The sequence below is a fragment of the Arthrobacter citreus genome (assembly GCF_038405225.1).
GTDB classification, from domain to species: Bacteria; Actinomycetota; Actinomycetes; order Actinomycetales; family Micrococcaceae; genus Arthrobacter_B; species Arthrobacter_B citreus_A.
This window is the reverse complement of sequence record NZ_CP151657.1, coordinates 1652429-1673888: the sequence shown is the minus strand read 5'-3', so window position 1 is coordinate 1673888 and position 21460 is coordinate 1652429. Positions and strand designations below refer to the sequence as shown.

The following is a 21460-nucleotide window of genomic DNA, read 5'->3' as shown; positions in this document are numbered from 1 at the left end:
CCAGACACATGCAGGATCTTGGAGTTATCCGCCCCGGCCTCGAGGAATTCCGGGCACTGGCAGCCGAGCACCGGGTGGTGCCGGTGCACCTGAGCGTGCTGGCCGACGCGCACACGCCCATCGGGATCTACCGCAAGCTCACCGCCGGCGCACCGGGAACCTTCCTGATGGAGTCCGCGGCAGCCGGCGGGGTCTGGTCCCGGTACTCCTTCATCGGTGCAGCCTCCCGCGCCACGCTGACCACGCACGACGGCGAAACCCACTGGATGGGCCAGCCGCCGGCCGGGGTACCGCTGGACGGAAACCCCGTGGAGGCCATGGCCCGCACCATAAAACTGCTGCAGACCGAACGCCTGGGTGATGTTCCCCCGTTCACCTCCGGGCTTGTCGGCTTTGTCGGCTGGGAAACCGTGCGGCACTGGGAAAAGCTGCCCAACCCGCCCGTGGATGACCTGGACCTGCCGGAACTGGCCATGAACCTGGTCTCGGACATGGCGGTCCATGACAATTCCAACGGCACCGTCATGCTGGTGGCCAACGCCATCAACAGCGACGGATCAGACGAGCGGGTGGATGAAGCCTGGCACGACGCCGTGGCCCGGCTGAACTCAATGCTGCAGCGCCTCGCCGAACCCACGCCGCAGCCCGCGTCAGTGCTGCGCGGCGGCACCGTGGACCTGGCCGCGCTCACCGGGCGCGTAAAGGAATCCTGGCCCAAGCCCGAATACACCAAAGCCGTGCAGCGCGGCAAGGAAGCCATCGTGGACGGCGAAGTCTTCCAGGTGGTCATATCCCGCCGCTTCGAAATCGAGTGCGGAGCCGAACCGCTCGAGGTTTACCGGGTGCTGCGCAACACCAACCCGAGCCCGTACATGTACCTGTTCAACTTCGAGGACTCCCGCGGCAACCCGTTCGCCGTCGTCGGCTCCTCCCCGGAGGCCCTGGTCACGGTCACCGGCAGCGAAGTGATCACCCATCCCATTGCCGGCTCGCGTCCGCGCGGCAAGGGAACCGAAGCGGACCGGGCCCTGGCCGAGGAGCTGCTGGCGGATGAAAAGGAACGCGCCGAACACCTGATGCTGGTGGATCTGGCCCGCAACGACCTCTCCAAGGTGTGCGTGCCGGGCAGCGTGGAGGTCACCCAGTTCATGGAGGTGGAGCGGTTCAGCCACATCATGCACCTGGTCTCCACCGTCGTCGGCGAACTGTCACCGCAGCGCAGCGCCTATGACGTCCTCGCCGCCACCTTCCCGGCCGGAACCCTCTCCGGCGCGCCCAAGCCCCGCGCCCTGCGCCTGCTGGACGAGCTGGAGCCGCACCGCCGCGGAATCTACGGCGGCGTTGTCGGGTACCTGGACTTCGCCGGCGACATGGACATGGCAATCGCCATCCGGTCGGCGCTGCTGCGCGACGGCAAGGCGTTTGTCCAGGCCGGCGGCGGAATCGTCGCTGACTCGGATCTGGAAGCCGAGGCCCAGGAGACGGTGAACAAGGCTGCGGCCCCGCTGCGCGCGGCCCTGATCGCCGGAAGCCTGGAAACCGTTTCCGGCGGGCCTTCCGTTCCAACCCCGGCACAGCCCAGTCTTTAATACAGCCCCACCACCAGAGCAGGAAGTACCGCAGTGAGCACACCCATGAAGAGGTGGCAGCGCAAGGGAACCGTCATTATGGCGGCGGTGCTCTTCGGCATTGCAGCCTTCGCCACCACCACGCGCACCTGGCTGAACGTCCAGCTGCCGCGGACGGCCGTCCAAACCCCGGACCTGGCCGTTTCCGGATCCGACGCCGCCACCGCGGTGACCGCCTTCGCCGTCGTGGCCATCACGGCCGGCCTGGCAGCATCCATCGCCGGCCCGGTGGCCCGCTGGATTGTCAGCGTGATCCTGCTGATCTCCGGCGTCGGCGTGGCCGCCGCCAGCTACACCGTGATCAGCGATCCCGTCCAGGGCGCCGCCGGTGCCATCGGCCAGGCGATCGGCGTCAGCGGAGCCACCGGCACCGTGGTCACGCTCACGGCACTGCCGTGGGCGGCCCTGGTGTCCGGTGTCCTGATCGCCCTCACCGGCGTCTGGCTGGCTGTTGCGAGCCGCGGCTGGAAGTCATCGCGCCGCTACGCGCCGGCGCCGGCGGCCGGCACGACGACGACGGCGGCTTCCGCCGAGGCGGCCGGCACGCCGTCCGCGGGCTCAGCGGCGAACGGCACATCCCCGGAGGCCGCGTCCGAAGCAGCAGCCTCCGCTGAAGCAGCCGCCTCGCCCGCTGATGAGGACAACGGCCCCGAGCCCATCGACGAAATCGACAGCTGGGACCGGCTGACCCGCGGAGACGACCCCACGAACTACCGCTGATCCCTGCGGGCCGCCGCCGGAACCAGCAGGAGCCAGCCCCAAGCCGGTCCGAAACCATCCGGCATCACCCGGAATCACCCGGAACCATCGGTGCCGCCGACGCGGGTACGCAATATGTGAAAGAGTTTCCGCCAGTCAATGGCAGAATGGAAACAGATTCGTTTAGAGGAGATTTACCATGGGCTCAAACGCCACCAACACCAACGTCGACATCAAGCCCGAAAACTCGGCCGAGCGTCACGCCAGCATCCACGATGAGACCATCGGCCACGGCAACACCCCCGCCGCATGGACCTGCGTCCTGATCATGATGGTCGGCGGCCTGGTGTCCAGCATCGCCTTCATCGCCGCCAGCACCCTGTGGTTCATCGTGGGCCTGGGCGTCATGGTGGTTGGCTTGATTGTTGGCTTCATTCTGCGGAAGGCCGGCTACGGCGTAGGCGGCTCGAAGCTCTCCAACAACGGTCACTAAATGAGCGTTCTGGACGACATCGTCGCCGGCGTCGCCGAAGACCTCGAGGCACGCCGGCGCACGGTTCCGCTGGAGCAGATGCAGGAGCGCGCCCGCGCGGCGGCTCCGGCACTGGACGCCTTTGCCGCACTGGGCGGCAGCGACCCCGAGCGCACGCAGCTGCGGGTCATCGCCGAGGTCAAGCGCAGCAGCCCGTCCAAGGGCGCCCTCGCCGAGATCACCGACCCGGCCGCACTGGCAGCGAGCTACGAAGCCGGCGGGGCCGCAGTGATCAGCGTGCTCACCGAGCAGCGCCGCTTTGGCGGTTCACTGGCCGATTTTGACGCCGTCCGGAAGGCCGTGAAGATCCCGCTGCTGCGCAAGGACTTCACCGTTGACGAATACCAAATCTGGGAGGCCCGCGCCCACGGCGCCGACCTGGTGCTGCTGATCGTTGCAGCCCTGGACGACGCACGGCTGAAGGATTTCCTGGCGCTTACCCATGAGCTCGGCATGAACGCGCTCGTGGAAACGCACACCGCGCAGGAAATCGAGCGTGCCGTTGCAGTGGGCGCGAAGATCATCGGCGTGAACGTGCGCAACCTGAAAACCCTGGACGTTGACCGCTCGGTGTTCGCATCGCTGGCTTCCAGCATCCCCGGCGCAGCCGTCATGGTGGCCGAATCGGGTGTCCGGGACGCCGCCGACGTCGAGCAGTACGCGTCCGTTGGCGCCAATGCCGTCCTCGTGGGCGAAGCCCTGGTGCGCCACAACGATCCCGCAGCCACCATTGCCGAGTTCATGCGAACCGGCAGCGGCGCACTGGCCGCGCGCGGGCACGGCAAAGGCTGACACAAACGCAACAATTCCCTGTCCGGGCGGCCCGCCGCCCGGACCAAAGCAGGACAGGAACCAGCCCCATGACCGGGAATCCGGAACAGTCAGGCGCAGCAGCTGCTGCACCCACGTCCACCGACACCGCCCCGACGGAAGCCGCAGAGCACGCCGCGGCGAACGCCGTCACCGAGGAGGTGGCCGACGCGTTCCTGAACACCCACGGATCGCTGCGCCATGCCCCCGGCCCGTACTTCGGCGAGTACGGCGGACGCTGGATGCCCGAATCCCTGATTGCTGCCCTGGATGAACTGGAAGACACCTTCGAGAAGGCCAAGGCCGACCCGGAGTTCCGCGCCCAGATCGCTGACCTGAACAAGAACTACTCCGGCCGCCCGTCCCTGCTCACCGAGGCCAAGCGCTTCGCCGAGCACGCCGGCGGCGTCCGGATTTTCCTCAAGCGCGAAGACCTGAACCACACCGGCTCGCACAAGATCAACAACGTGCTCGGGCAGGCCCTGCTGGCTAAGCGCATGGGCAAAACCCGCGTCATCGCCGAAACCGGAGCCGGCCAGCACGGCGTCGCCAGCGCCACCGCCGCGGCCCTGCTGGGCCTGGAATGCGTGGTGTACATGGGAGCCGAGGACTGCCGCCGGCAGGCCCTGAACGTGGCCCGGATGGAACTGCTCGGAGCCACCGTCATTCCCGTGACCCACGGATCCCAGACCCTGAAGGACGCCATTAACGAGGCGCTGCGGGACTGGGTGGCCAACGTGGACAATACCCACTACCTGCTCGGCACCGCCGCCGGAGCACACCCGTTCCCGGCCATGGTCCGCTTCTTCCACGAGGTCATCGGCGAGGAAGCCCGCGCACAGATGCTGGAACAGGCCGGCCGGCTGCCCGACGCCGTGTGCGCTTGCATCGGGGGAGGCTCCAACGCCATTGGCATCTTCCACGGCTTCCTGGACGATCCCGAGGTCAAGATCTACGGCTTCGAGGCCGGCGGCGACGGCGTGGAAACCGGCCGCCACGCGGCCACCATCACGCTGGGCCGGCCCGGCGTGCTGCACGGCGCCCGGTCCTACCTCATGCAGGACGAAGACGGCCAGACGGTGGAATCCCACTCCATTTCCGCCGGCCTGGACTATCCGGGCGTCGGGCCCGAGCACTCCTACCTCTCCGACATCGGCCGGGTGTCCTACGAACCGATCACCGACACCGAAGCCATGGACGCTTTCCAGCTGCTGTGCCGCACCGAGGGCATCATTCCGGCCATCGAATCCGCGCACGCCCTCGCCGGTGCCATCAAGGTGGGCCAGCGGCTCGCCGAGGATGCCGCCGCCGCAGGCACTGCGGACGTCTCCGACAAGATCGTGCTGGTGAACCTCTCCGGCCGGGGCGACAAGGACGTGGCCACGGCCGCCGAATGGTTCAACCTGCTGGACGAAAAGTCCGCCGAAGCCGAAATCGCCAAAGAGGGAGAACAGCTGTGAGCACCGCCGTTCACGACACGTCCGGCGCGGGAACAAACTCCCGCAGCAAGGCCGCCGCAGCCATAGACCGCGCCGCCGCCGACGGCCGCGCCGCGCTGATCGGCTACCTGCCCGCCGGCTTCCCGTCCGTCCAGGACACCATCAACGCCGGCATCGCCCTGGCGGAAAACGGCGCCGACCTCATTGAGATCGGCATCCCGTACTCCGACCCGGTCATGGACGGACACGTCATCCAGGCTGCCACCACGCAGGCACTGGCGCAGGGTTTCCGCGTCTCGGAGGTGTTCGACGTGGTCGCCGGCATCACCGCCGCCACTGACGCCGCCGTGCTGGTCATGACGTACTGGAATCCCGTGGTCCGGCTGGGTGTGGATGAATTCTCCCGCCGCCTGGCCGAGGCCGGGGGAGCGGGCCTGATCACTCCCGATCTCATCCCCGACGAAGCTTCGGAATGGATGGAGGCCTCGGACAGATACGGCCTGGACCGGGTGTTCCTGGTGGCCCCGTCCTCCACCCCCGAACGCATGAAGAGCACCGTCGCGGCCAGCCGCGGCTTTGTCTACGCCGTGTCCATCATGGGCGTCACCGGTGCCCGCAGCTCAGTGAGCACCGCGGCCAAGGATGTTGTCTCAGCAGCCCGCGCAGCCGGCGCCCAGCGCGTCTGCGTTGGCCTGGGGGTATCGAACTCCGGCCACGTCCGGGAAATCGGTGCCTACGCCGACGGCGTGATCGTCGGCACCGCACTGGTGGCCGCACTGCGCGACGGCGGAGTTCCCGCAGTCGCCGAACTCACCCGTGAACTCAGCACCGGTACCCGAAAGAGCATTTAATGAACCTGATGTCCGTGACGGCTCCGGCCAGCATTCCCAGCCCGCCCGCGGACTTCAGCAGCTTCTCGCTGGGCCCCCTCACAGTCCACACCTATGCCCTGTGCATCCTGGCCGGCATCATCCTCGCCCTGTGGATGACGTCGGTGCGGTGGAAGCGCCGCGGACTGCCCGAAGAAGCTGTCTGGGACATTGCCATCTGGGCCATTCCGTTCGGCATCATCGGCGGCCGGCTCTATCACGTGATCTCGTCCCCGGACGCCTACTTCGGCGTGAACGGGGACCTGTCCCTGATTCCGCAGATCTGGCGCGGCGGGCTCGGCATCTGGGGCGCCGTCGCGCTCGGCGCCGTGGGCGCCTGGATCGGCTGCCGGCGCGCGGGCATCAAGCTCTCCACCTTTGCCGACGTGGGCGTTCCCGGGCTTCTGCTCGCGCAGGCGGTGGGCCGCTGGGGCAACTGGTTCAACCAGGAGCTGTTCGGCAGCCCCACTGACCGGCCCTGGGGACTGGAAATTGACGCCAACAACGCCAACTTCCCGGATGGAACAGCCCCCGGAACACTGTTCCATCCCACCTTCCTGTATGAATCGCTGTGGTGCCTGGCCGGCGTCGTACTGCTGCTCGCGCTGGATAAGCGGTTCAAGCTGCGTGGCGGGCGCCTGTTCTGGCTTTATGCCGCGTACTACACCGTTGGACGGTTGTGGATCGAGATCCTGCGCATCGACGACGCCGAAATGATTACGCTCTTCGGCGTCACACAGCGGCTGAACGTCTGGACCAGCGTGGCGCTGCTCGTGTTCTCCGTCGCCATGTTCATTTACCTGACTTTCCGCGCCCGAAAAGGCGGAAATGAGTCCCTGTACCTGCCCGGACACGAACCTGCGGTGGAAACTGAAGCGTTACCGGAAGATCACAAGATCGAAACAGAACAGCGGAATTCCGTCGCGGAGTCTCCCGCGTCACAGCAGCGTGCTAATCTCGCAGAGACAAAAAACGAGGACACTGGTTCTCGCAAGCCCGGGACACCGGGTACTGCCAAGTAGCACCCCGTCGGGTCACCTCCCGGCAGGGTGCTTCCGCCACGTAGCAGTGGCCGCCCCTGAAGGGATTCCGGGAACAACCCCGGGCGCCCTTTTGGTGAATTCCTAAACACCGCGGAACGTTCTGCCTTCCGCCGTGGGGCCAGCGTTGTCCCCTCCCACCGCTCAATCAGGGGGAAGGACTTACCTCTCATGACTGATCAGTTTCCGCCCGGCGGAGCTTCCGCTGTTTCGCCGTTCACCCGCTTTGCCGGATTCCCGGCGGACACCGGGCTGTACCGCGCCGAGAATGAAAAGGACGCGTGCGGGCTGGCCGTTATCGCCACCCTGCGCGGCGAACCCGGGCACGACATCGTGGACGCCGCCCTCACCGCCCTGCGCAACCTGGAACACCGCGGCGCGGTGGGCGCTGACGAAGGAACCGGCGACGGCGCCGGCCTGCTGACCCAGGTGCCCGACGAATTCTTCCGCGCGGTCACCGCCTTTGAACTGCCCGACGCCGGCACCTACGCTGTCGGCACCGCGTTCCTGCCCACCGAGGGCCGGGAACAGGACACGGCGCGTGCCGGCGTGGAAGCCATCGCCGAATCCGAAGGACTCACCGTCCTGGGCTGGCGTGAAGTGCCGATTGTCGCGGACCTCGTGGGCGCCATGTCCCGGGCCTGCATGCCGCACTTCGTCCAGGTGTTCCTTGCCCCGGCCGACGGCGACGCCTCCGACCTGGACGCCCGCGCGTTCCGCGTCCGGAAGCGTTCCCAGAACAAGTTCGGCGTGTACTTCCCCTCGCTGTCCTCCAAGACCATGGTCTACAAAGGCATGCTCACCACCGCGCAGCTGGAGCCGTTCTATCCGGACCTCTCCGACCCCCGGTTCAAGACCCGACTGGGCATTGTCCACTCCCGGTTCTCCACGAACACTTTCCCCTCCTGGCCGCTGGCCCAGCCGTTCCGCACCATTGCGCATAACGGCGAAATCAACACGGTCAAGGGCAACCGGAACTGGATGCGCGCCCGGCAGTCCCAGCTGAAGAACCCGCTGCTGGGGGACACCCCCGAAGAGCTGTTCCCGATCTGCACCCCGGGGGCCTCGGACTCGGCGTCCTTCGATGAGGTGGCCGAGCTGCTGATGCTTTCCGGCCGCCCGATCACGCACGCGATCATGATGATGATCCCCGAGGCCTGGGAAAACCACGCCACCATGGATCCGGCACGCCGTGCCTTCTACCAGTACCACTCCATGCTCATGGAGCCCTGGGACGGGCCCGCCGCCGTGTCCTTCACCGACGGCACCCAGGTGGGCGCGGTCCTGGACCGCAACGGACTCCGTCCGGCCCGCTACTGGGTCATGGAGGACGGCCTGGTGGTTCTGGCCTCCGAGGTGGGCGTGGTGGACATTGATCCGGCCAAGGTGGTCCGCAAGGGCCGCGTTTCCCCGGGCAAGATGTTCCTGGTGGACACCGAAGCCGGCCGCCTGATTGAAGACGCCGAGATCAAGGCCGAGATGGCCGCCGCCAATCCGTGGGCCGACTGGGTCCGGGAAAACCAGGTGTCCCTGGAAGAGCTGCCTGAGCGCGAACACGTGCTGCACACCAAGGCCTCGATCAACCGGCGCCAGCGGACCTTCGGCTACACGCAGGAGGAACTGCGCATCCTGCTCGGCCCGATGGCACGTACCGGCGCCGAACCCCTGGGCGCCATGGGTTCGGACACTCCCATTGCCGTGCTGTCCCAGCGCCCGCGGCTGCTGTTCGACTACTTTGTGCAGTCCTTCGCCCAGGTCACCAACCCGCCGCTGGACGCCATCCGCGAGGAACTGGTCACCTCCATGCGCGCCTCGATTGGCCCGGTGGGCAACCTGCTGGCCACCGGCCAGGTCCGCAACCACCAGATCGCGCTGAACTTCCCGGTCATCACCAATGACCAGCTGGCCAAGATTGCCAAGCTGACCAACAATGACGGCGAGAAGATCGCACTGAAGGTGCGCGGGCTGTACCGGCCGCAGGGCGGGGAATCCGAGCTCCGGGCCCGGATCGCCGAGATCTGCGAAAAGGTCTCCGGCGCCGTCAACCGCGGCATCGAGTACATTGTGCTGTCCGACCGCGATTCCAGCGCGCAGTGGGCGCCCATCCCGTCGCTGCTGCTGCTCTCCGCCGTGCACCACCACCTGCTCAAGAGCGCCAACCGCACCAAGATCTCGCTGCTGGTGGAAGCCGGCGACGTCCGCGAGGTGCACCACGTGGCCGTGCTCATGGGCTACGGCGCCTCCGCGGTTAACCCGTACCTGGCCATGGAAAGCTGCGAGGAACTGGTCCGCAACGGCGACATCACCGGCGTCAGCCGCGAGGAGGCCGTGGCCAACCTGATCAAGGGCCTGGGCAAGGGCGTCCTGAAGATCATGTCCAAGATGGGCATCTCCACCGTGGCTTCCTACTGCGGAGCGCAGACATTCGAGGCCCTGGGCCTGGGCCAGGAGCTGGTGGACGAGTTCTTCCACGGCACGCAGTCCCAGCTTGGCGGTGTTGGCCTGGACGTCATTGCCGCCGAAGCCGCGGCCCGGCACGCCAGCGCATACCCCGACGACGAAATCGAGGATCCGCACCGGCCGCTGGAGAACGGCGGGGAGTACCAGTGGCGCCGGGAGGGCCCGCCGCACCTGTTCAACCCCGAAACCGTGTTCCGGCTTCAGCACGCCACCCGCGAACGCCGCTATGACATCTTCAAGGCGTACACCTCCGGCGTGGATGACCAGTCCAAGTCGCTGATGACCCTGCGCGGGCTGCTCGATTTCAACACCGCCGGCCGCACCCCGGTGCCGCTTGACGAGGTGGAGCCCGTTTCCAGCATCGTCAAGCGCTTCTCCACCGGCGCCATGAGCTACGGCTCCATCTCCCAGGAGGCACACGAAACCCTGGCCATCGCCATGAACCGGCTGGGCGCCAAGTCCAACACCGGCGAGGGCGGCGAGGACGTGGAACGGCTGCTGGACCCGGAGCGCCGCTCCGCCATCAAGCAGGTTGCCTCCGGACGCTTCGGGGTCACCAGCCTGTACCTGACCAACGCCGATGACATCCAGATCAAGATGGCCCAGGGCGCCAAGCCCGGCGAGGGCGGCCAGCTGATGGCGCAGAAGGTATATCCATGGGTGGCGCGGACGCGTCACTCCACGCCCGGCGTCGGGCTCATTTCCCCGCCGCCGCACCACGACATTTACTCCATTGAGGACCTCGCCCAGCTGATTTATGACCTCAAGCGCTCCAACCCCAGCGCCCGGGTCCATGTGAAGCTGGTGTCCGAGGCCGGGATCGGCACCGTGGCGGCGGGCGTGACCAAGGCCAAGGCCGACGTCGTCCTCGTCTCCGGGCACGACGGCGGCACCGGCGCATCGCCGCTGAACTCGCTCAAGCATGCCGGCGCGCCGTGGGAGCTGGGCCTGGCCGAGACCCAGCAAACGCTGATGATCAACGGCCTGCGCGACCGCGTGGTGGTGCAGGTGGACGGGCAGCTCAAAACCGGGCGCGACGTCGTCATTGCCGCGCTGCTCGGCGGCGAGGAGTTCGGTTTCGCCACCGCTCCGCTGGTGGTCTCGGGCTGCATCATGATGCGCGTGTGCCATCTGGACACCTGTCCGGTGGGCGTGGCGACGCAGAACCCTGAACTGCGGGCACGCTTCTCCGGCAAGCCGGAGTTCGTGGTGAACTTCTTCGAGTTCCTGGCCGAGGAGGTCCGCGAGATCCTCGCGGAGCTGGGCTTCCGCTCCCTCGAGGAGGCCATCGGGCACACCGAACTGCTGGACACCAAAGCGGCCATTGATCATTGGAAGGCCGACGGCCTGGATCTGGAACCCGTGCTGCGCGGTTCCGAGGTTGCAGAATCTGGTGCGCCACTGCGCAACATGGTGCCGCAGAACCATGACCTGGACTCGCACTTCGACAACAAGCTGATCGAGATGAGCGCCGACGCGCTGGCCAACCGGAACCCGGTGCGCATCACCCTGGACGTGGTGAACACCGACCGGTCCGTGGGCACCATGCTCGGCCATACCGTGACCAAGACGTTCGGCATCGACACCCTGGCCACCGACACCATCGACGTGACCCTTACCGGCCAGGCCGGTCAGTCACTGGGCGCCTTCCTGCCGGCCGGCATCACGCTGCGCCTGCTCGGCGACTCCAACGACTACGTGGGCAAGGGCCTCTCCGGCGGCCGCATCATTGTCCGCCCGGACCGCGCCAACGTCTTTGACGCAGCGCGCAACGTCATTGCCGGAAACGTGATCGGCTACGGCGCCACAAGCGGCGAAATGTTCCTGCGCGGGCAGGTGGGCGAACGCTTCCTGGTCCGTAACTCCGGAGCCACCGCCGTCGTCGAAGGCATCGGCGACCACGGCTGCGAATACATGACCGGCGGGCAAGCCCTGATCCTGGGCCCCACCGGGCGCAACTTCGGGGCCGGGATGTCCGGCGGCACCGCGTACCTGCTGGACCTGGTGCCCGAGCGCATGAACAAGGACTCCCTCGAAAAGGGCGAACTGCGCCTGGAGCCGCTGGATGCGGAGGACGCCGACATTGTCCGCGGCCTGCTGATCCGGCACGTCGAGGAGACCGAGTCCGTCCTGGCCGCTTCCCTGCTGGAAGATTTTGATGCCACTGCCCGTCGCATGACCAAAGTGCTGCCGCGCGACTACGCGGCCGTGCTGGATGCCCGCGCCTCCGCCGCCGAAGCGGGTCTTGACCCCGACGGCGCCGAGGCATGGACCCGAATCTTGGAGGTAACCGGTGGCTGACCCACGCGGATTCTTGAAAGTACGTGAACGCCAGACCCAGCCGCGCCGGCCCGTGCCCGTGCGCATCATGGACTGGAAAGAGGTCTACGAGGCCCAGGAAAAGGGCGTCCTTAAGGAACAGGCCGGACGCTGCATGGACTGCGGCATTCCGTTCTGCCATCAGGGCTGCCCGCTGGGCAACCTCATTCCGGAGTGGAATGACCTGATGTACCGGGACAAGGGCCGCGAAGCCATCGAACGGCTGCACGCCACCAACAACTTCCCGGAATTCACCGGCCGGCTGTGCCCGGCGCCGTGCGAGGCATCCTGCGTGCTGGGCATCAACCAGCCCGCGGTGACGATCAAGCAGGTTGAGGTCTCGATCATTGACCAGGCGTTCGACGAAAACTGGGTGACCCCGCACGCACCGGAGCGGCTCACGGACAAGACCATTGCCGTCGTCGGCTCCGGTCCCGCCGGCCTGGCTGCGGCCCAGCAGCTCACCCGGGCCGGACACACCGTGGCCGTGTATGAGCGCGACGACAAGATCGGCGGGCTGCTGCGCTACGGCATCCCCGATTTCAAGATGGAAAAGCTGCAGGTGGACCGCCGGCTGGACCAGATGCGCGCCGAGGGAACCCGGTTCCGCACCGGCGTCGAAGTGGGCCGGGACATCAGCTGGGAACAGCTGCGCCGCCGGTACGACGCCGTGGTGGTGGCCACAGGTGCCACCGTGCCGCGTGATTTGCCGATTCCCGGCCGGGAGCTGGACGGCGTTCATTTCGCCATGGAGTACCTCGTCCAGGCCAACCGCGTGGTGGCGGGGGAGCAGGTGCGGAACCAGATCTCCGCTGAGGGCAAGCACGTGATCATCCTCGGCGGCGGCGACACCGGCGCAGACTGCCTCGGCACGGCCCACCGCCAGCAGGCCGCCTCGGTGACCACCCTGGCCATCGGGCAGCAGCCGCCGGCCGAGCGCGCCGCGCACCAGCCGTGGCCGATGTATCCCACCCTGTTTGAAACCGCCAGCGCCCACGAGGAAGGCGGGGAACGCACGTACCTCGCCTCCACCGTCGAATTTGTCGGCGAAAACGGGAAGCTGACCGGCGTCAAGGTTGCCGAAACCGAGTTCGCGAACGGACGGCGGGTGCCCAAGGCCGGCACCGAGCGTGTGCTGCCCGCTGACCTGGTGTTCCTGTCCCTGGGATTCACCGGGCCTGAGCCGGCCGGGCTGGCCGAACAGGTGAAAACCGAGTTCGACGAGCGCTCCAACGTGGTGCGCGACGGCTACTACATGACTGCCACCCCCGGCGTGTTCGCCGCCGGTGACGCCGGCCGCGGGCAGTCGCTCATCGTGTGGGCGATTGCCGAGGGCCGGGCCTGCGCGGCCGCGGTGGACCAGTGGCTGATGGGATCCACCCGCCTGCCGGCGCCGGTAGCGCCCACGGACCGGGCCATCACGCCGCTGTAGGCCGTCGGGGAAGGGTTCTGCGCTGGTCGGCGCAGAACCCTTCCGTTGGTAGTGTTCCATTGGTACAGTGCCGGCATGACCACACAAGCGCTGCCTTCATCCACCGTCAACGCACGCTCCCTGCTGCTGCCGTACCTGCTCGCCCTGGCGGCCGTTATGCTGCTCATTCAAGTGATCATCGCCCTGACCGGGGGAGAGATCGGTGTCCTCGCCGGACTCCTCACCGCCGTTGTGGCGGCCGGGACCGCCGCCTGGCTGGGGCTGAACCGGGTCAAGCTCACGCGCATCCGGTTCGGGTTCGCCGTCGCCCATGTGATTGCCTTCCTCACCGTCACCACGTCCTTCAACGCGCACGCCGTGCTCCGGGCCATCAGCTTGGGATGGTCCGGGGGAGAGGGCGCCGTTGCCTGGGAGCTCCTGGCCACGCCGTGGTTCGGCGCAACCCTGCTCATGAGCGCGGCATGGGGAATCGGGCTGCTCCTCCATCTGGCGGGCTCCGTCCTGGGCCGCGGCTGGGAGGACTGAACATGGCCCGCCCCACCGAGGAACAGGAATGGGTCCAGTCCCGGATCGAATCCTGGGTGGAAACCTACAAAAAATCCATGCTGACCCCGGTGATCCTCAGCGCCGTCGCCGCCCGGCAGCCCGCCACCGTGGCCGGGATCGCAGCCGACGTCGCATCCGCGACCGGATGGACCATCACCGAACGCAGCCTGTACCGCACGCTCAAACGCCTCCAGGACGCCGGCTTTCTGCACGGGGCCGAGGTTGACGCCGAGCGCACCGGAGCCAAACGCAAAAACCTGTCCCTCACCGGCGTCGGGTCGCAGTTCCTGGCCGGAATCAACACCAGCCTCGTGAATCTGCCCGATCCGGACGCTTTAGGGACAACGGAGGGCGGTCACCCACTCCCGCACAGCGGATGAGAGACAAAACACGGGTCACACTTGTGGGCCGTTACGTCGTCTGCGGCCCGTCTCCATGCGGAATCGCCGCAAGGCGACTAGGCTGGAGCATATGAGACGCGCAAAAATTGTGGCCACATTTGGCCCCGCAATCGCAAGCTATGAAAACACCGTCGCTGTTCTGCGCGCCGGTGTTGACGTAGCCCGCATGAACATGAGCCATGGCGATCACGACGTGCACAAATCCGTGTACGACAACGTGCGCCGTGCCTCCGAGGAACTGGGCAAGCCCGTCGGTATTTTCGCCGACCTCCAGGGTCCCAAAATCCGACTGGGCCGCTTTGTGGACGGACCGCACTTCCTGAACAAGGGTGACGTTTTCACGATCACCATCGAGGACGTGCCGGGCACCAAGGACATCGTCTCCACCACGCACACCGGTCTGCCCAACGACGTCAGCGTGGGGGACACCCTGCTGATCGACGACGGCAAGGTTGCAGTCCGCGCCACCGCCGTGGACGACGTCAAGGTTGTCACCGAGGTCACCGTGCCCGGAGCCGTGTCGAACAACAAGGGCCTGAACCTGCCCGGCGTCGCCGTGAGCGTTCCCGCCATGAGTGACAAGGACGAGGCCGACCTCCGGTGGGCCATCCGCACCGGCGTGGACATGGTTGCCCTGTCCTTCGTCCGCAACGCCGTCGACGTGCGCCGCGTTCACGAGATCATGGACGAGGAAGGCCGCCGCGTGCCGGTCATCGCCAAGGTTGAAAAGCCGCAGGCTGTTGCCGCCATCGAGGAAATCATCGACGCCTTCGACGCCATCATGGTCGCCCGCGGCGATCTGGGCGTGGAGCTTCCGCTGGAAGACGTTCCGCTGGTGCAGAAGAACGCCATCGAGCTGGCCCGCCGCTGGGCGAAGCCGGTCATCGTGGCCACGCAGGTCCTGGAATCCATGATCGACAGCCCGCGCCCCACCCGCGCCGAGGCCTCCGACTGCGCCAACGCCGTCCTTGACGGTGCCGACGCCGTCATGCTCTCCGGCGAAACCTCAGTGGGCAAGTACCCGATCGAAACCGTGACCACCATGGCACGCATCATCGAGTCCACCGAAGAGCACGGCCTGAACCGCGTGCCGGCCTTGGGCTCCAAGCCGCGCACCCGCGGCGGTGCCATCACCCGCGCCGCGGTTGAAATCGCCGACCAGCTGGACGCGAAGTACGTGTGTACCTTCACCCAGTCCGGTGACTCGGCCCGCCGCCTGTCACGCCTCCGCCCCAAGAAGCCGGTCCTGGCCTTCACCCCGGTGGAGCAGACGTACCGCTACATGAGCCTCTTCTGGGGCATCCAGCCGATGCTCGTGGAGTTCGCCGAGAACACCGATCAGATGACGGCCCAGGTGGACCGCACGCTGTTCGAGAACAACCTCGTGGAGCTCGATGACCTGGTGGTCATCGCCGCCGGTTCGCCTCCCGGACAGGCCGGATCCACCAACTCCATCAAGGTTCACAAGGTGGGGGACATCGCCGACGCCGGTCAGCGCCTTGAGGGGCAGATGCAGGTCAAGGAGAAGGTCGGCCCGTGGCCGATCAAGGACGCCAACAAGGGCAAGGCCAAGTCCATCTAGGAACCCTTTCCCGATCCATTTCCGGGAGCTGCCCGGCCGGTTCTACCGGCCGGGCAGCTTTTTTCCTTTTTAATATCCACTCCCATCCATTCATATCCAGTTTCTCGGATATACGCCCGGCCCTGTGCACCTCACCAAACTGCACCCCAAAAAACAGCATGGACGGAGGAGTGCCACCCTGCCGATCCGGACATCTCACCTTTTATGGGTGAGGCGCCCGGGCCTGTGCCAACTCCATACTGGTGATGCAGCGTGCGGCCACGCCGCCGCCACACACAGGAAGTAGGGCCTGGCATGGACTTTTGGGACGACTTTTGGAGCATCATCTGGTGGGTTTTTGCCGCCACGGTTTTCTTTGCGTACCTCATGGCCCTGTTTGCGGTCATTAGTGACCTGTTTCGGGACCGCGGAATGAGCGGTTGGGGAAAGGCCGTCTGGCTGATTTTCCTGCTGTTCTTTCCCGTCCTCACCGTCCTCGTCTATCTCATTGCGCGCGGCAGGGGCATGAATGAGCGGGCGCAGGAGGACGCGCAGGCGAGCCGGGAATCGACTGAAGCGTACATTCGCCGCGTCGCCGGGAACAGCCCCAGTGATGAGATCGCCAAAGCCAAGGACCTTCTTGACGCCGGAGCCATCACGCCGGACGAATTCCAGGCCATCAAGAGCAGGACTGTCCCGGTATAGGCCAGGTGCCGGGGTACGGAGGAGATAAGGGCCGGTGCTGCATAAACCAACCGAACCCACAATTGAAGCCGCGCAGCGGCAAAGTGCCGCATCGCTGCCGTACGCGGATACCACCGATCAGGAGAATGCCGGGCGTGGCTTCATCGCAGCCCTGAACCCCGGCATCGTCCATGCACAGGACGGGCGGGTCGTGTGGGACAGCGACGAGTACGGATTCCTGGCCGGGGATTCCCCGGCCTCAGTCCATCCCAGCTTGTGGCGCCAGTCCGGTCTGGTGGCCAAGCAGGGCCTGTTCGAGGTTGTGCCGGGCATTTACCAGGTTCGCGGACTGGATCTCTCCAACATCACGTTTGTCGAGGGAGACACCGGCGTCATCGTTATTGATCCGCTCATCTCCACCGAGACAGCTGCCGCAGCCCTCGGACTGTACCGGGCGCACCGGGGGGACCGTGCCGTGACGGCGGTGATCTACACGCACAGCCACATTGACCACTTTGGCGGCGTCTTTGGAGTCGCCAGCCAGGCCGAGGTGGACGACGGCCGGATAACGGTCATCGCCCCGGAGGGCTTTGTGCACCATGCCGTGTCTGAAAATGTCTTTGCCGGAACGGCGATGGCCCGGCGCGCGGGATACATGTACGGTGCCTCGCTTCAAGCCGGTCCGCAGTCCAGGGTGGGGGCGGGGCTGGGCCAGACGACGTCCACCGGGGAAGTGGGTCTCATAGCGCCCACTCTGGAAATTACGGAGACCGGCGAACGGCACACTGTCGACGGCGTCGACATTGAATTCCAGATGGCACCGGGAACCGAAGCACCGGCGGAAATGCACTTCTACTTTCCGCGCTTCCGGGCGTTGTGCATGGCGGAAAACGCCACCCACACCCAGCACAATCTGCTGACCCTCCGCGGTGCACCTGTTCGTGACCCCCATGCCTGGGCCGGCTACATCACGGAGGCGCTCGTTGTATTCGGCGGGCGGTCCGACGTCGTCTTCGCCTCGCATCATTGGCCCACCTGGGGGCAGGAGGAAATCGCCTCCTTCCTTTCCCTGCACCGGGATCTGTATGCATATCTGCACGATCAGACACTGCGCTACATCAACCAGGGCTACACCGGCACTGAAATTGCGGAGCTCATCGAGTTGCCGCCGGCCCTGCGGAATGCCTGGCATGCCCGCGGGTACTACGGATCCGTCAGCCACAACGTGAAAGCTGTTTATCAGCGCTACATGGGATGGTTTGACGGAAATCCGGGCCGGCTGTGGCCGCATCCTCCCGCCGAGCTTGCGGCCCGGTATGTCCGTGCCATGGGCGGGTTGGACCGTGTGCTCGACGCCGCACGGACAGCCTTTCACGACGGCGACTACCGGTGGGCGGCAACGCTGCTGGATCATGCCGTCTTTACCGATCCGGACCATCCGCAGGCCCGGGAACTGTACGCCGATACGCTGGAACAGCTGGGGTACGGCGCGGAAAACGGCACCTGGCGGAACTTCTTCCTCTCCGGTGCCGCGGAGCTGCGGACAGGAAACTTCGGGACTCCGAGCGTTGCGTCCTCGTCGGCGGTCCTCGCGCAGCTGACTCCCGAGCAGCTTTTCGAGTCGCTCGCCATCTCGGTGGACGGACCGGCGGCCTGGGACCTGGAGCTGTCGGTGAACGTGGTGTTTACGGACCTGGATACCGTCCACCATCTCAGCCTGCGCAACGGCGTCCTCATTCACCGGGAGGTGGCGGGGGAGCCGGCCGATACTGACATCCGGCTCAGCAAGCCGAGGCTGCTCGCCATGCTCGGCGGGGACACCAGCTCACCGGGACTGGAGATCACCGGCAGCGAAGCGGTCCTGCCGGCGCTGCTGAATGTCCTCACGGCCGGCAATCCGGCTTTCAACATCGTCACCCCTTAAGGGCGCTGCGTCGTTCTCCGGGAGTTCCCGGGCCGTCCCCGGAGGGGGTTCCCGGGCCGCCCCGGAGGGGGGAGCCGAGCTTTTACATGCTGGGTGCAGCTCACTGTCGGCTACGGTGGGGCGTAAAGGACCTACTCCGAATAGCTGCAGGCTCGACGGAAGGACAAATGAATTGGGTGTTATCGCAGGCTGGACCTTGACCGTGTTCCTCTTGATTCTCGTGATTGCCGCGGTGGTCTTCGGGATCGTCTACGTCGCGCGAAAAGGTGTGCCGCAGCGCGTTGTCAGGCGCACGGCACGCCGCAGGGAATGAACTGAGGTTCAAAGCCCCGGCTATGGCCGGGGTTTTGTCCTGTCCAGCCAGATTCGGGCGGACTAGAGGAGGCCCTGTTCAACGGCCTTTTCCACTGCCGCTGTACGGTTTCGAACGCCGAGCTTTTGGTAGAGGACCCGCAGGTGAGTCTTCACAGTGTTGGGGCTGACACGCTGGCGGGCGGCTATATCCCTGATGGTCTGATGGTGCGGCAGCTCCTGGAGAATCTCCTGTTCCTTCGGGGTGAGGGGGTCCGCAGCCGCCGGGGGAGAGGCGCCCACCGGAGCCGCGCCAAGCGCCCGGGCATATCCTGCAAGGTCCTGCCGGCGGAATTCGGTGCGCAGGTACCTCAGCAGGACCGGATGGAACACATACACGGGTGTTCCCCCGGCCATGGACCGGCTCAACAAACCTGTCTGCCGCTCCAAATGGTTCAGCAACCAACCGGCGTCTCCCCGCTGCGTGAGCCGGACTGCAAGCGGAACGGTCACCGCGTCAGCCACGCAGAGACTGAGCAGAAAGCCGAAGTAGGTCGCCGGCAGCAAATCCAGAATCTCCGCGACGAGATAGTCGGCGGCGGCCCGGTGCCCGGGCTCGAAATCCAACAGAAGGGGTGTGGCTGCCCGGGGGAGGAGTCCGGCCAGCAGGGTAAGTGCAGCCGCCCACCCGCCGGTGCGCCGCTGGATGGTTTCAATGTCCGGCGGCGACAGGCGAAGGCCGCGGAGAGCGAGGAAATCTGCTGTCTCGGCCGGAGTGAAGGCCAGGTCGGTGGTGCCGTACGCGGCGCCGTTCTCGGGGGTGCCGGCGAACAGGGGGCTGCCGTTAACGTCTGGCGGGTGCCGCCCGGTGAGGACAAAACGCACGTGCCGCGGCCGGGATTCGATGAGTTGGGCCAGCCACTGAATGTCGCCGGGATCGTTCAGGTGGTGGACGTCGTCAAGAAGCAGGTTTAATTGTCCTCCGCCTGCGCTTGGGGAACCGACAGGGCCTCTGGCGGCGGCAACCGAGTCCCGGGTCATGGCGGCCAGCCGGTGACGCAGGGTTCCGGCCGCCGGCAGGCTGATCCAAGCTGCGGCTTCGCCGGCGGCTTTCAGCTCGGCAGCCCACTGGGCCAGAAGAGTTGTTTTCCCCGAGCCGGCACAGGACCAGATCAGAGTGGTGCCGGTGCCGGGGGCCATTGCCAGCCGTGGCCGGGACAGCGCAACACCCGGGATAGGAGGTGCAGCAAGGAAATGCGGACTGGCAGCCATGGTTCCTCCTCGGGGCTCCGCGGAGGGCCCGGACTCTTTGCCCTGGGGATCCGGCAGCTCCGACTTGTGGCACCGATAGTTCCTGCCACCAATATAGGGCGGGGCGGGTCCGGGCTGATAGGTTCCACCGGCGTTGCCGGCGTCCCGGGGCGGAACCGGCGAATCAGCGGGCGGACCACCAAACGAGAGGAAAAACAAAAACGGTCCTGCCCGGCGTCGGGCAAGACCGTTTGCTTTTCTCTTTACTTTAGGAGTGCGGCGGAAGCCTAGTTGACCTGGTTGATGATGGTCTCGGCAACTTCACGCATGCTCAGGCGGCGGTCCATGGAGGTCTTCTGGATCCAGCGGAAGGCCTCAGGCTCGGTCAGGCCCATCTTGGTGGTCAGCAGCGACTTGGCCCGCTCCACCAGCTTGCGGGTGGCGAACTGTTCCTTCAGGTCGCTGACCTCTTCCTCGAGCGCCTTGATTTCCTCATGGCGGGAGAGGGCAATCTCGATGGCCGGGATCAGGTCCGCCGGGGTGAAGGGCTTGACCACGTAGGCCATGGCGCCGGCTTCGCGGGCACGCTCCACCAGTTCCTTCTGGCTGAACGCGGTCAGCAGAACCACGGGTGCGATGCGGGCCTTGACGATCTGCTCGGCGGCGGTGATGCCATCCATGACCGGCATCTTGACGTCCATCAGGACGAGGTCCGGCTTGAGCTCGGTGGCCAGCTGGACGGCCTTCTCGCCATTGTCGGCCTCGCCGACGACGTCGTATCCCTCACCGGTGAGGATTTCCACGATGTCGAGGCGGATCAGCGTCTCGTCTTCGGCGACGATGACGCGCCGCGCCGGTGTATTGGAGGGGGCGGGCTCGGTTGACTCAGACACAGGTGCTCCTCAGAATGCGGTTGGACTGCCGTGTGCGAACTGACAGTTCACAGAAATAGCCTATCCGCATGTAGAGTAGATTCGCGCCCAACACGGATTGTGAACTTTGTGATTCACGCCGCAGGGCCGGCCCGAATGGCGGAATTGGCAGACGCGCTGCACTCAAAATGCAGTATCGAGAGGTGTGTGGGTTCGAGTCCCACTTCGGGCACCTTTGTGTGATGAGTCGAGACATTGTTTCCGCATGAGTCGCTGCATAGGCAACACCCCGGTTTTTACCGGGGTGTTTTCTTTTTCCCTGTTTGGCCTCTATGCCGGCATCAGAGCGCGGGTCGGCCGCCGTCGCCGGCACCCCCGTACACGGGTTCCCACTCTTTGGTGCTGGTGGGGCTCATGAGGTCCCGCTGGTCACATTGGTGCACAAAGGGCGGGAAGGAGTGCGCGGGTCGGCCGCCCTCGCCAGCTGGCCGTACACGGGTTCCCGCTCTTCGGTGCTGGTGGGGCTCATGAGGTCCCCCTGGTCACGTTGGTGCACAAAGGAAATGCTGGCTTTCGCGGAACTGGTCCGGGGCCGGCGCGAAAACCCGTGCCCGCCGGAGGATTCAGTGGCTGCGTCCCAGGCCGCCGACGCCGCCCAGCTGTCCCTGCTGACCGGCGTACCGGTGAAAGTGGACCCCTGAG

General features: G+C 66.2%; 18 protein-coding genes and 1 tRNA gene. 17 read left to right on the top strand and 2 right to left on the bottom strand.

The features are described 5' to 3' along the window. The first annotated feature begins 8 nt into the window (after window positions 1-8). The 15 genes from AAE021_RS07725 to AAE021_RS07655 all read left to right on the top strand — a co-directional run bounded on the left by AAE021_RS07725 (window position 9) and on the right by AAE021_RS07655 (window position 18657). Window positions 9-1589 carry an anthranilate synthase component I gene (locus AAE021_RS07725; RefSeq protein WP_342025032.1) on the top strand — a complete coding sequence of 527 codons (1581 nt, stop codon included), beginning with the start codon at window positions 9-11 and terminating at the stop codon, window positions 1587-1589. A 33-nt stretch (window positions 1590-1622) separates the two neighbouring features. Next, complete coding sequence (locus AAE021_RS07720; protein WP_342025031.1) at window positions 1623-2348, top strand: Trp biosynthesis-associated membrane protein; 726 nt, start codon at window positions 1623-1625, stop codon at window positions 2346-2348. Window positions 2349-2526: 178 nt separating this feature from the next. Beyond that, the gene (locus AAE021_RS07715; protein ID WP_342025030.1) at window positions 2527-2820 is read left to right on the top strand and encodes an HGxxPAAW family protein; all 294 of its coding nucleotides are present in this window, start codon (window positions 2527-2529) and stop codon (window positions 2818-2820) included. Next, window positions 2821-3651: an indole-3-glycerol phosphate synthase TrpC gene (gene trpC, locus AAE021_RS07710; protein WP_342025029.1), complete on the top strand. Its 831-nt coding sequence runs from the start codon at window positions 2821-2823 to the stop codon at window positions 3649-3651. A gap of 68 nt (window positions 3652-3719) precedes the next feature. Beyond that, window positions 3720-5129 carry a tryptophan synthase subunit beta gene (trpB, locus tag AAE021_RS07705; RefSeq protein WP_342025028.1) on the top strand — a complete coding sequence of 470 codons (1410 nt, stop codon included), beginning with the start codon at window positions 3720-3722 and terminating at the stop codon, window positions 5127-5129. Continuing rightward, window positions 5126-5959 carry a tryptophan synthase subunit alpha gene (trpA, locus tag AAE021_RS07700; RefSeq protein WP_342025027.1) on the top strand — a complete coding sequence of 278 codons (834 nt, stop codon included), beginning with the start codon at window positions 5126-5128 and terminating at the stop codon, window positions 5957-5959. Before trpB ends, trpA begins: the two co-directional genes overlap by 4 nt. Then, window positions 5959-6999 (top strand): prolipoprotein diacylglyceryl transferase, encoded by a 1041-nt coding sequence (gene lgt / locus AAE021_RS07695; protein ID WP_342025026.1) that lies wholly within the window; start codon window positions 5959-5961, stop codon window positions 6997-6999. Before trpA ends, lgt begins: the two co-directional genes overlap by 1 nt. A gap of 189 nt (window positions 7000-7188) precedes the next feature. Beyond that, window positions 7189-11778: a glutamate synthase large subunit gene (gene gltB / locus AAE021_RS07690; RefSeq protein ID WP_342025025.1), complete on the top strand. Its 4590-nt coding sequence runs from the start codon at window positions 7189-7191 to the stop codon at window positions 11776-11778. Then, window positions 11771-13228 (top strand): glutamate synthase subunit beta, encoded by a 1458-nt coding sequence (locus AAE021_RS07685; RefSeq protein ID WP_342025024.1) that lies wholly within the window; start codon window positions 11771-11773, stop codon window positions 13226-13228. The genes gltB and AAE021_RS07685 overlap by 8 nt, the downstream gene beginning before the upstream one ends. 75 nt (window positions 13229-13303) lie before the next feature. Beyond that, the gene (locus AAE021_RS07680; RefSeq protein ID WP_342025023.1) at window positions 13304-13753 is read left to right on the top strand and encodes a hypothetical protein; all 450 of its coding nucleotides are present in this window, start codon (window positions 13304-13306) and stop codon (window positions 13751-13753) included. Between the two features lie 2 nt (window positions 13754-13755). After that, entirely contained in the window at window positions 13756-14154 is a 399-nt protein-coding gene (locus AAE021_RS07675) for a PadR family transcriptional regulator (RefSeq protein WP_342025022.1), read from the top strand. A 91-nt stretch (window positions 14155-14245) separates the two neighbouring features. Beyond that, window positions 14246-15757: a pyruvate kinase gene (pyk, locus tag AAE021_RS07670; RefSeq protein ID WP_342025021.1), complete on the top strand. Its 1512-nt coding sequence runs from the start codon at window positions 14246-14248 to the stop codon at window positions 15755-15757. 294 nt (window positions 15758-16051) lie between these two features. Beyond that, window positions 16052-16441, top strand: a complete 390-nt coding sequence (locus AAE021_RS07665) for an SHOCT domain-containing protein (RefSeq protein ID WP_342025020.1) — start codon at window positions 16052-16054, stop codon at window positions 16439-16441. 34 nt (window positions 16442-16475) lie between these two features. Further along, window positions 16476-18344: an alkyl/aryl-sulfatase gene (locus AAE021_RS07660; RefSeq protein WP_342025019.1), complete on the top strand. Its 1869-nt coding sequence runs from the start codon at window positions 16476-16478 to the stop codon at window positions 18342-18344. A gap of 172 nt (window positions 18345-18516) precedes the next feature. After that, on the top strand, window positions 18517-18657 hold the full coding sequence (locus AAE021_RS07655; protein WP_342025018.1) for a hypothetical protein: 141 nt from the start codon (window positions 18517-18519) through the stop codon (window positions 18655-18657). 62 nt (window positions 18658-18719) lie between these two features. On the opposite strand, the gene AAE021_RS07650 is transcribed toward AAE021_RS07655, so the two are convergent. Beyond that, on the bottom strand, window positions 18720-19907 hold the full coding sequence (locus AAE021_RS07650) for a LuxR C-terminal-related transcriptional regulator (RefSeq protein WP_342025017.1): 1188 nt from the start codon (window positions 19905-19907) through the stop codon (window positions 18720-18722). 266 nt (window positions 19908-20173) lie between these two features. Continuing rightward, window positions 20174-20779 carry an ANTAR domain-containing response regulator gene (locus tag AAE021_RS07645; RefSeq protein ID WP_342025016.1) on the bottom strand — a complete coding sequence of 202 codons (606 nt, stop codon included), beginning with the start codon at window positions 20777-20779 and terminating at the stop codon, window positions 20174-20176. A gap of 129 nt (window positions 20780-20908) precedes the next feature. Between AAE021_RS07645 and AAE021_RS07640 the strand changes: the two genes are divergently transcribed. Next, a tRNA-Leu gene (locus AAE021_RS07640) sits at window positions 20909-20990 on the top strand. A 331-nt stretch (window positions 20991-21321) separates the two neighbouring features. Continuing rightward, on the top strand, window positions 21322-21459 hold the full coding sequence (locus tag AAE021_RS07635) for a hypothetical protein (RefSeq protein WP_425362461.1): 138 nt from the start codon (window positions 21322-21324) through the stop codon (window positions 21457-21459). Window position 21460: the final 1 nt, after the last annotated feature.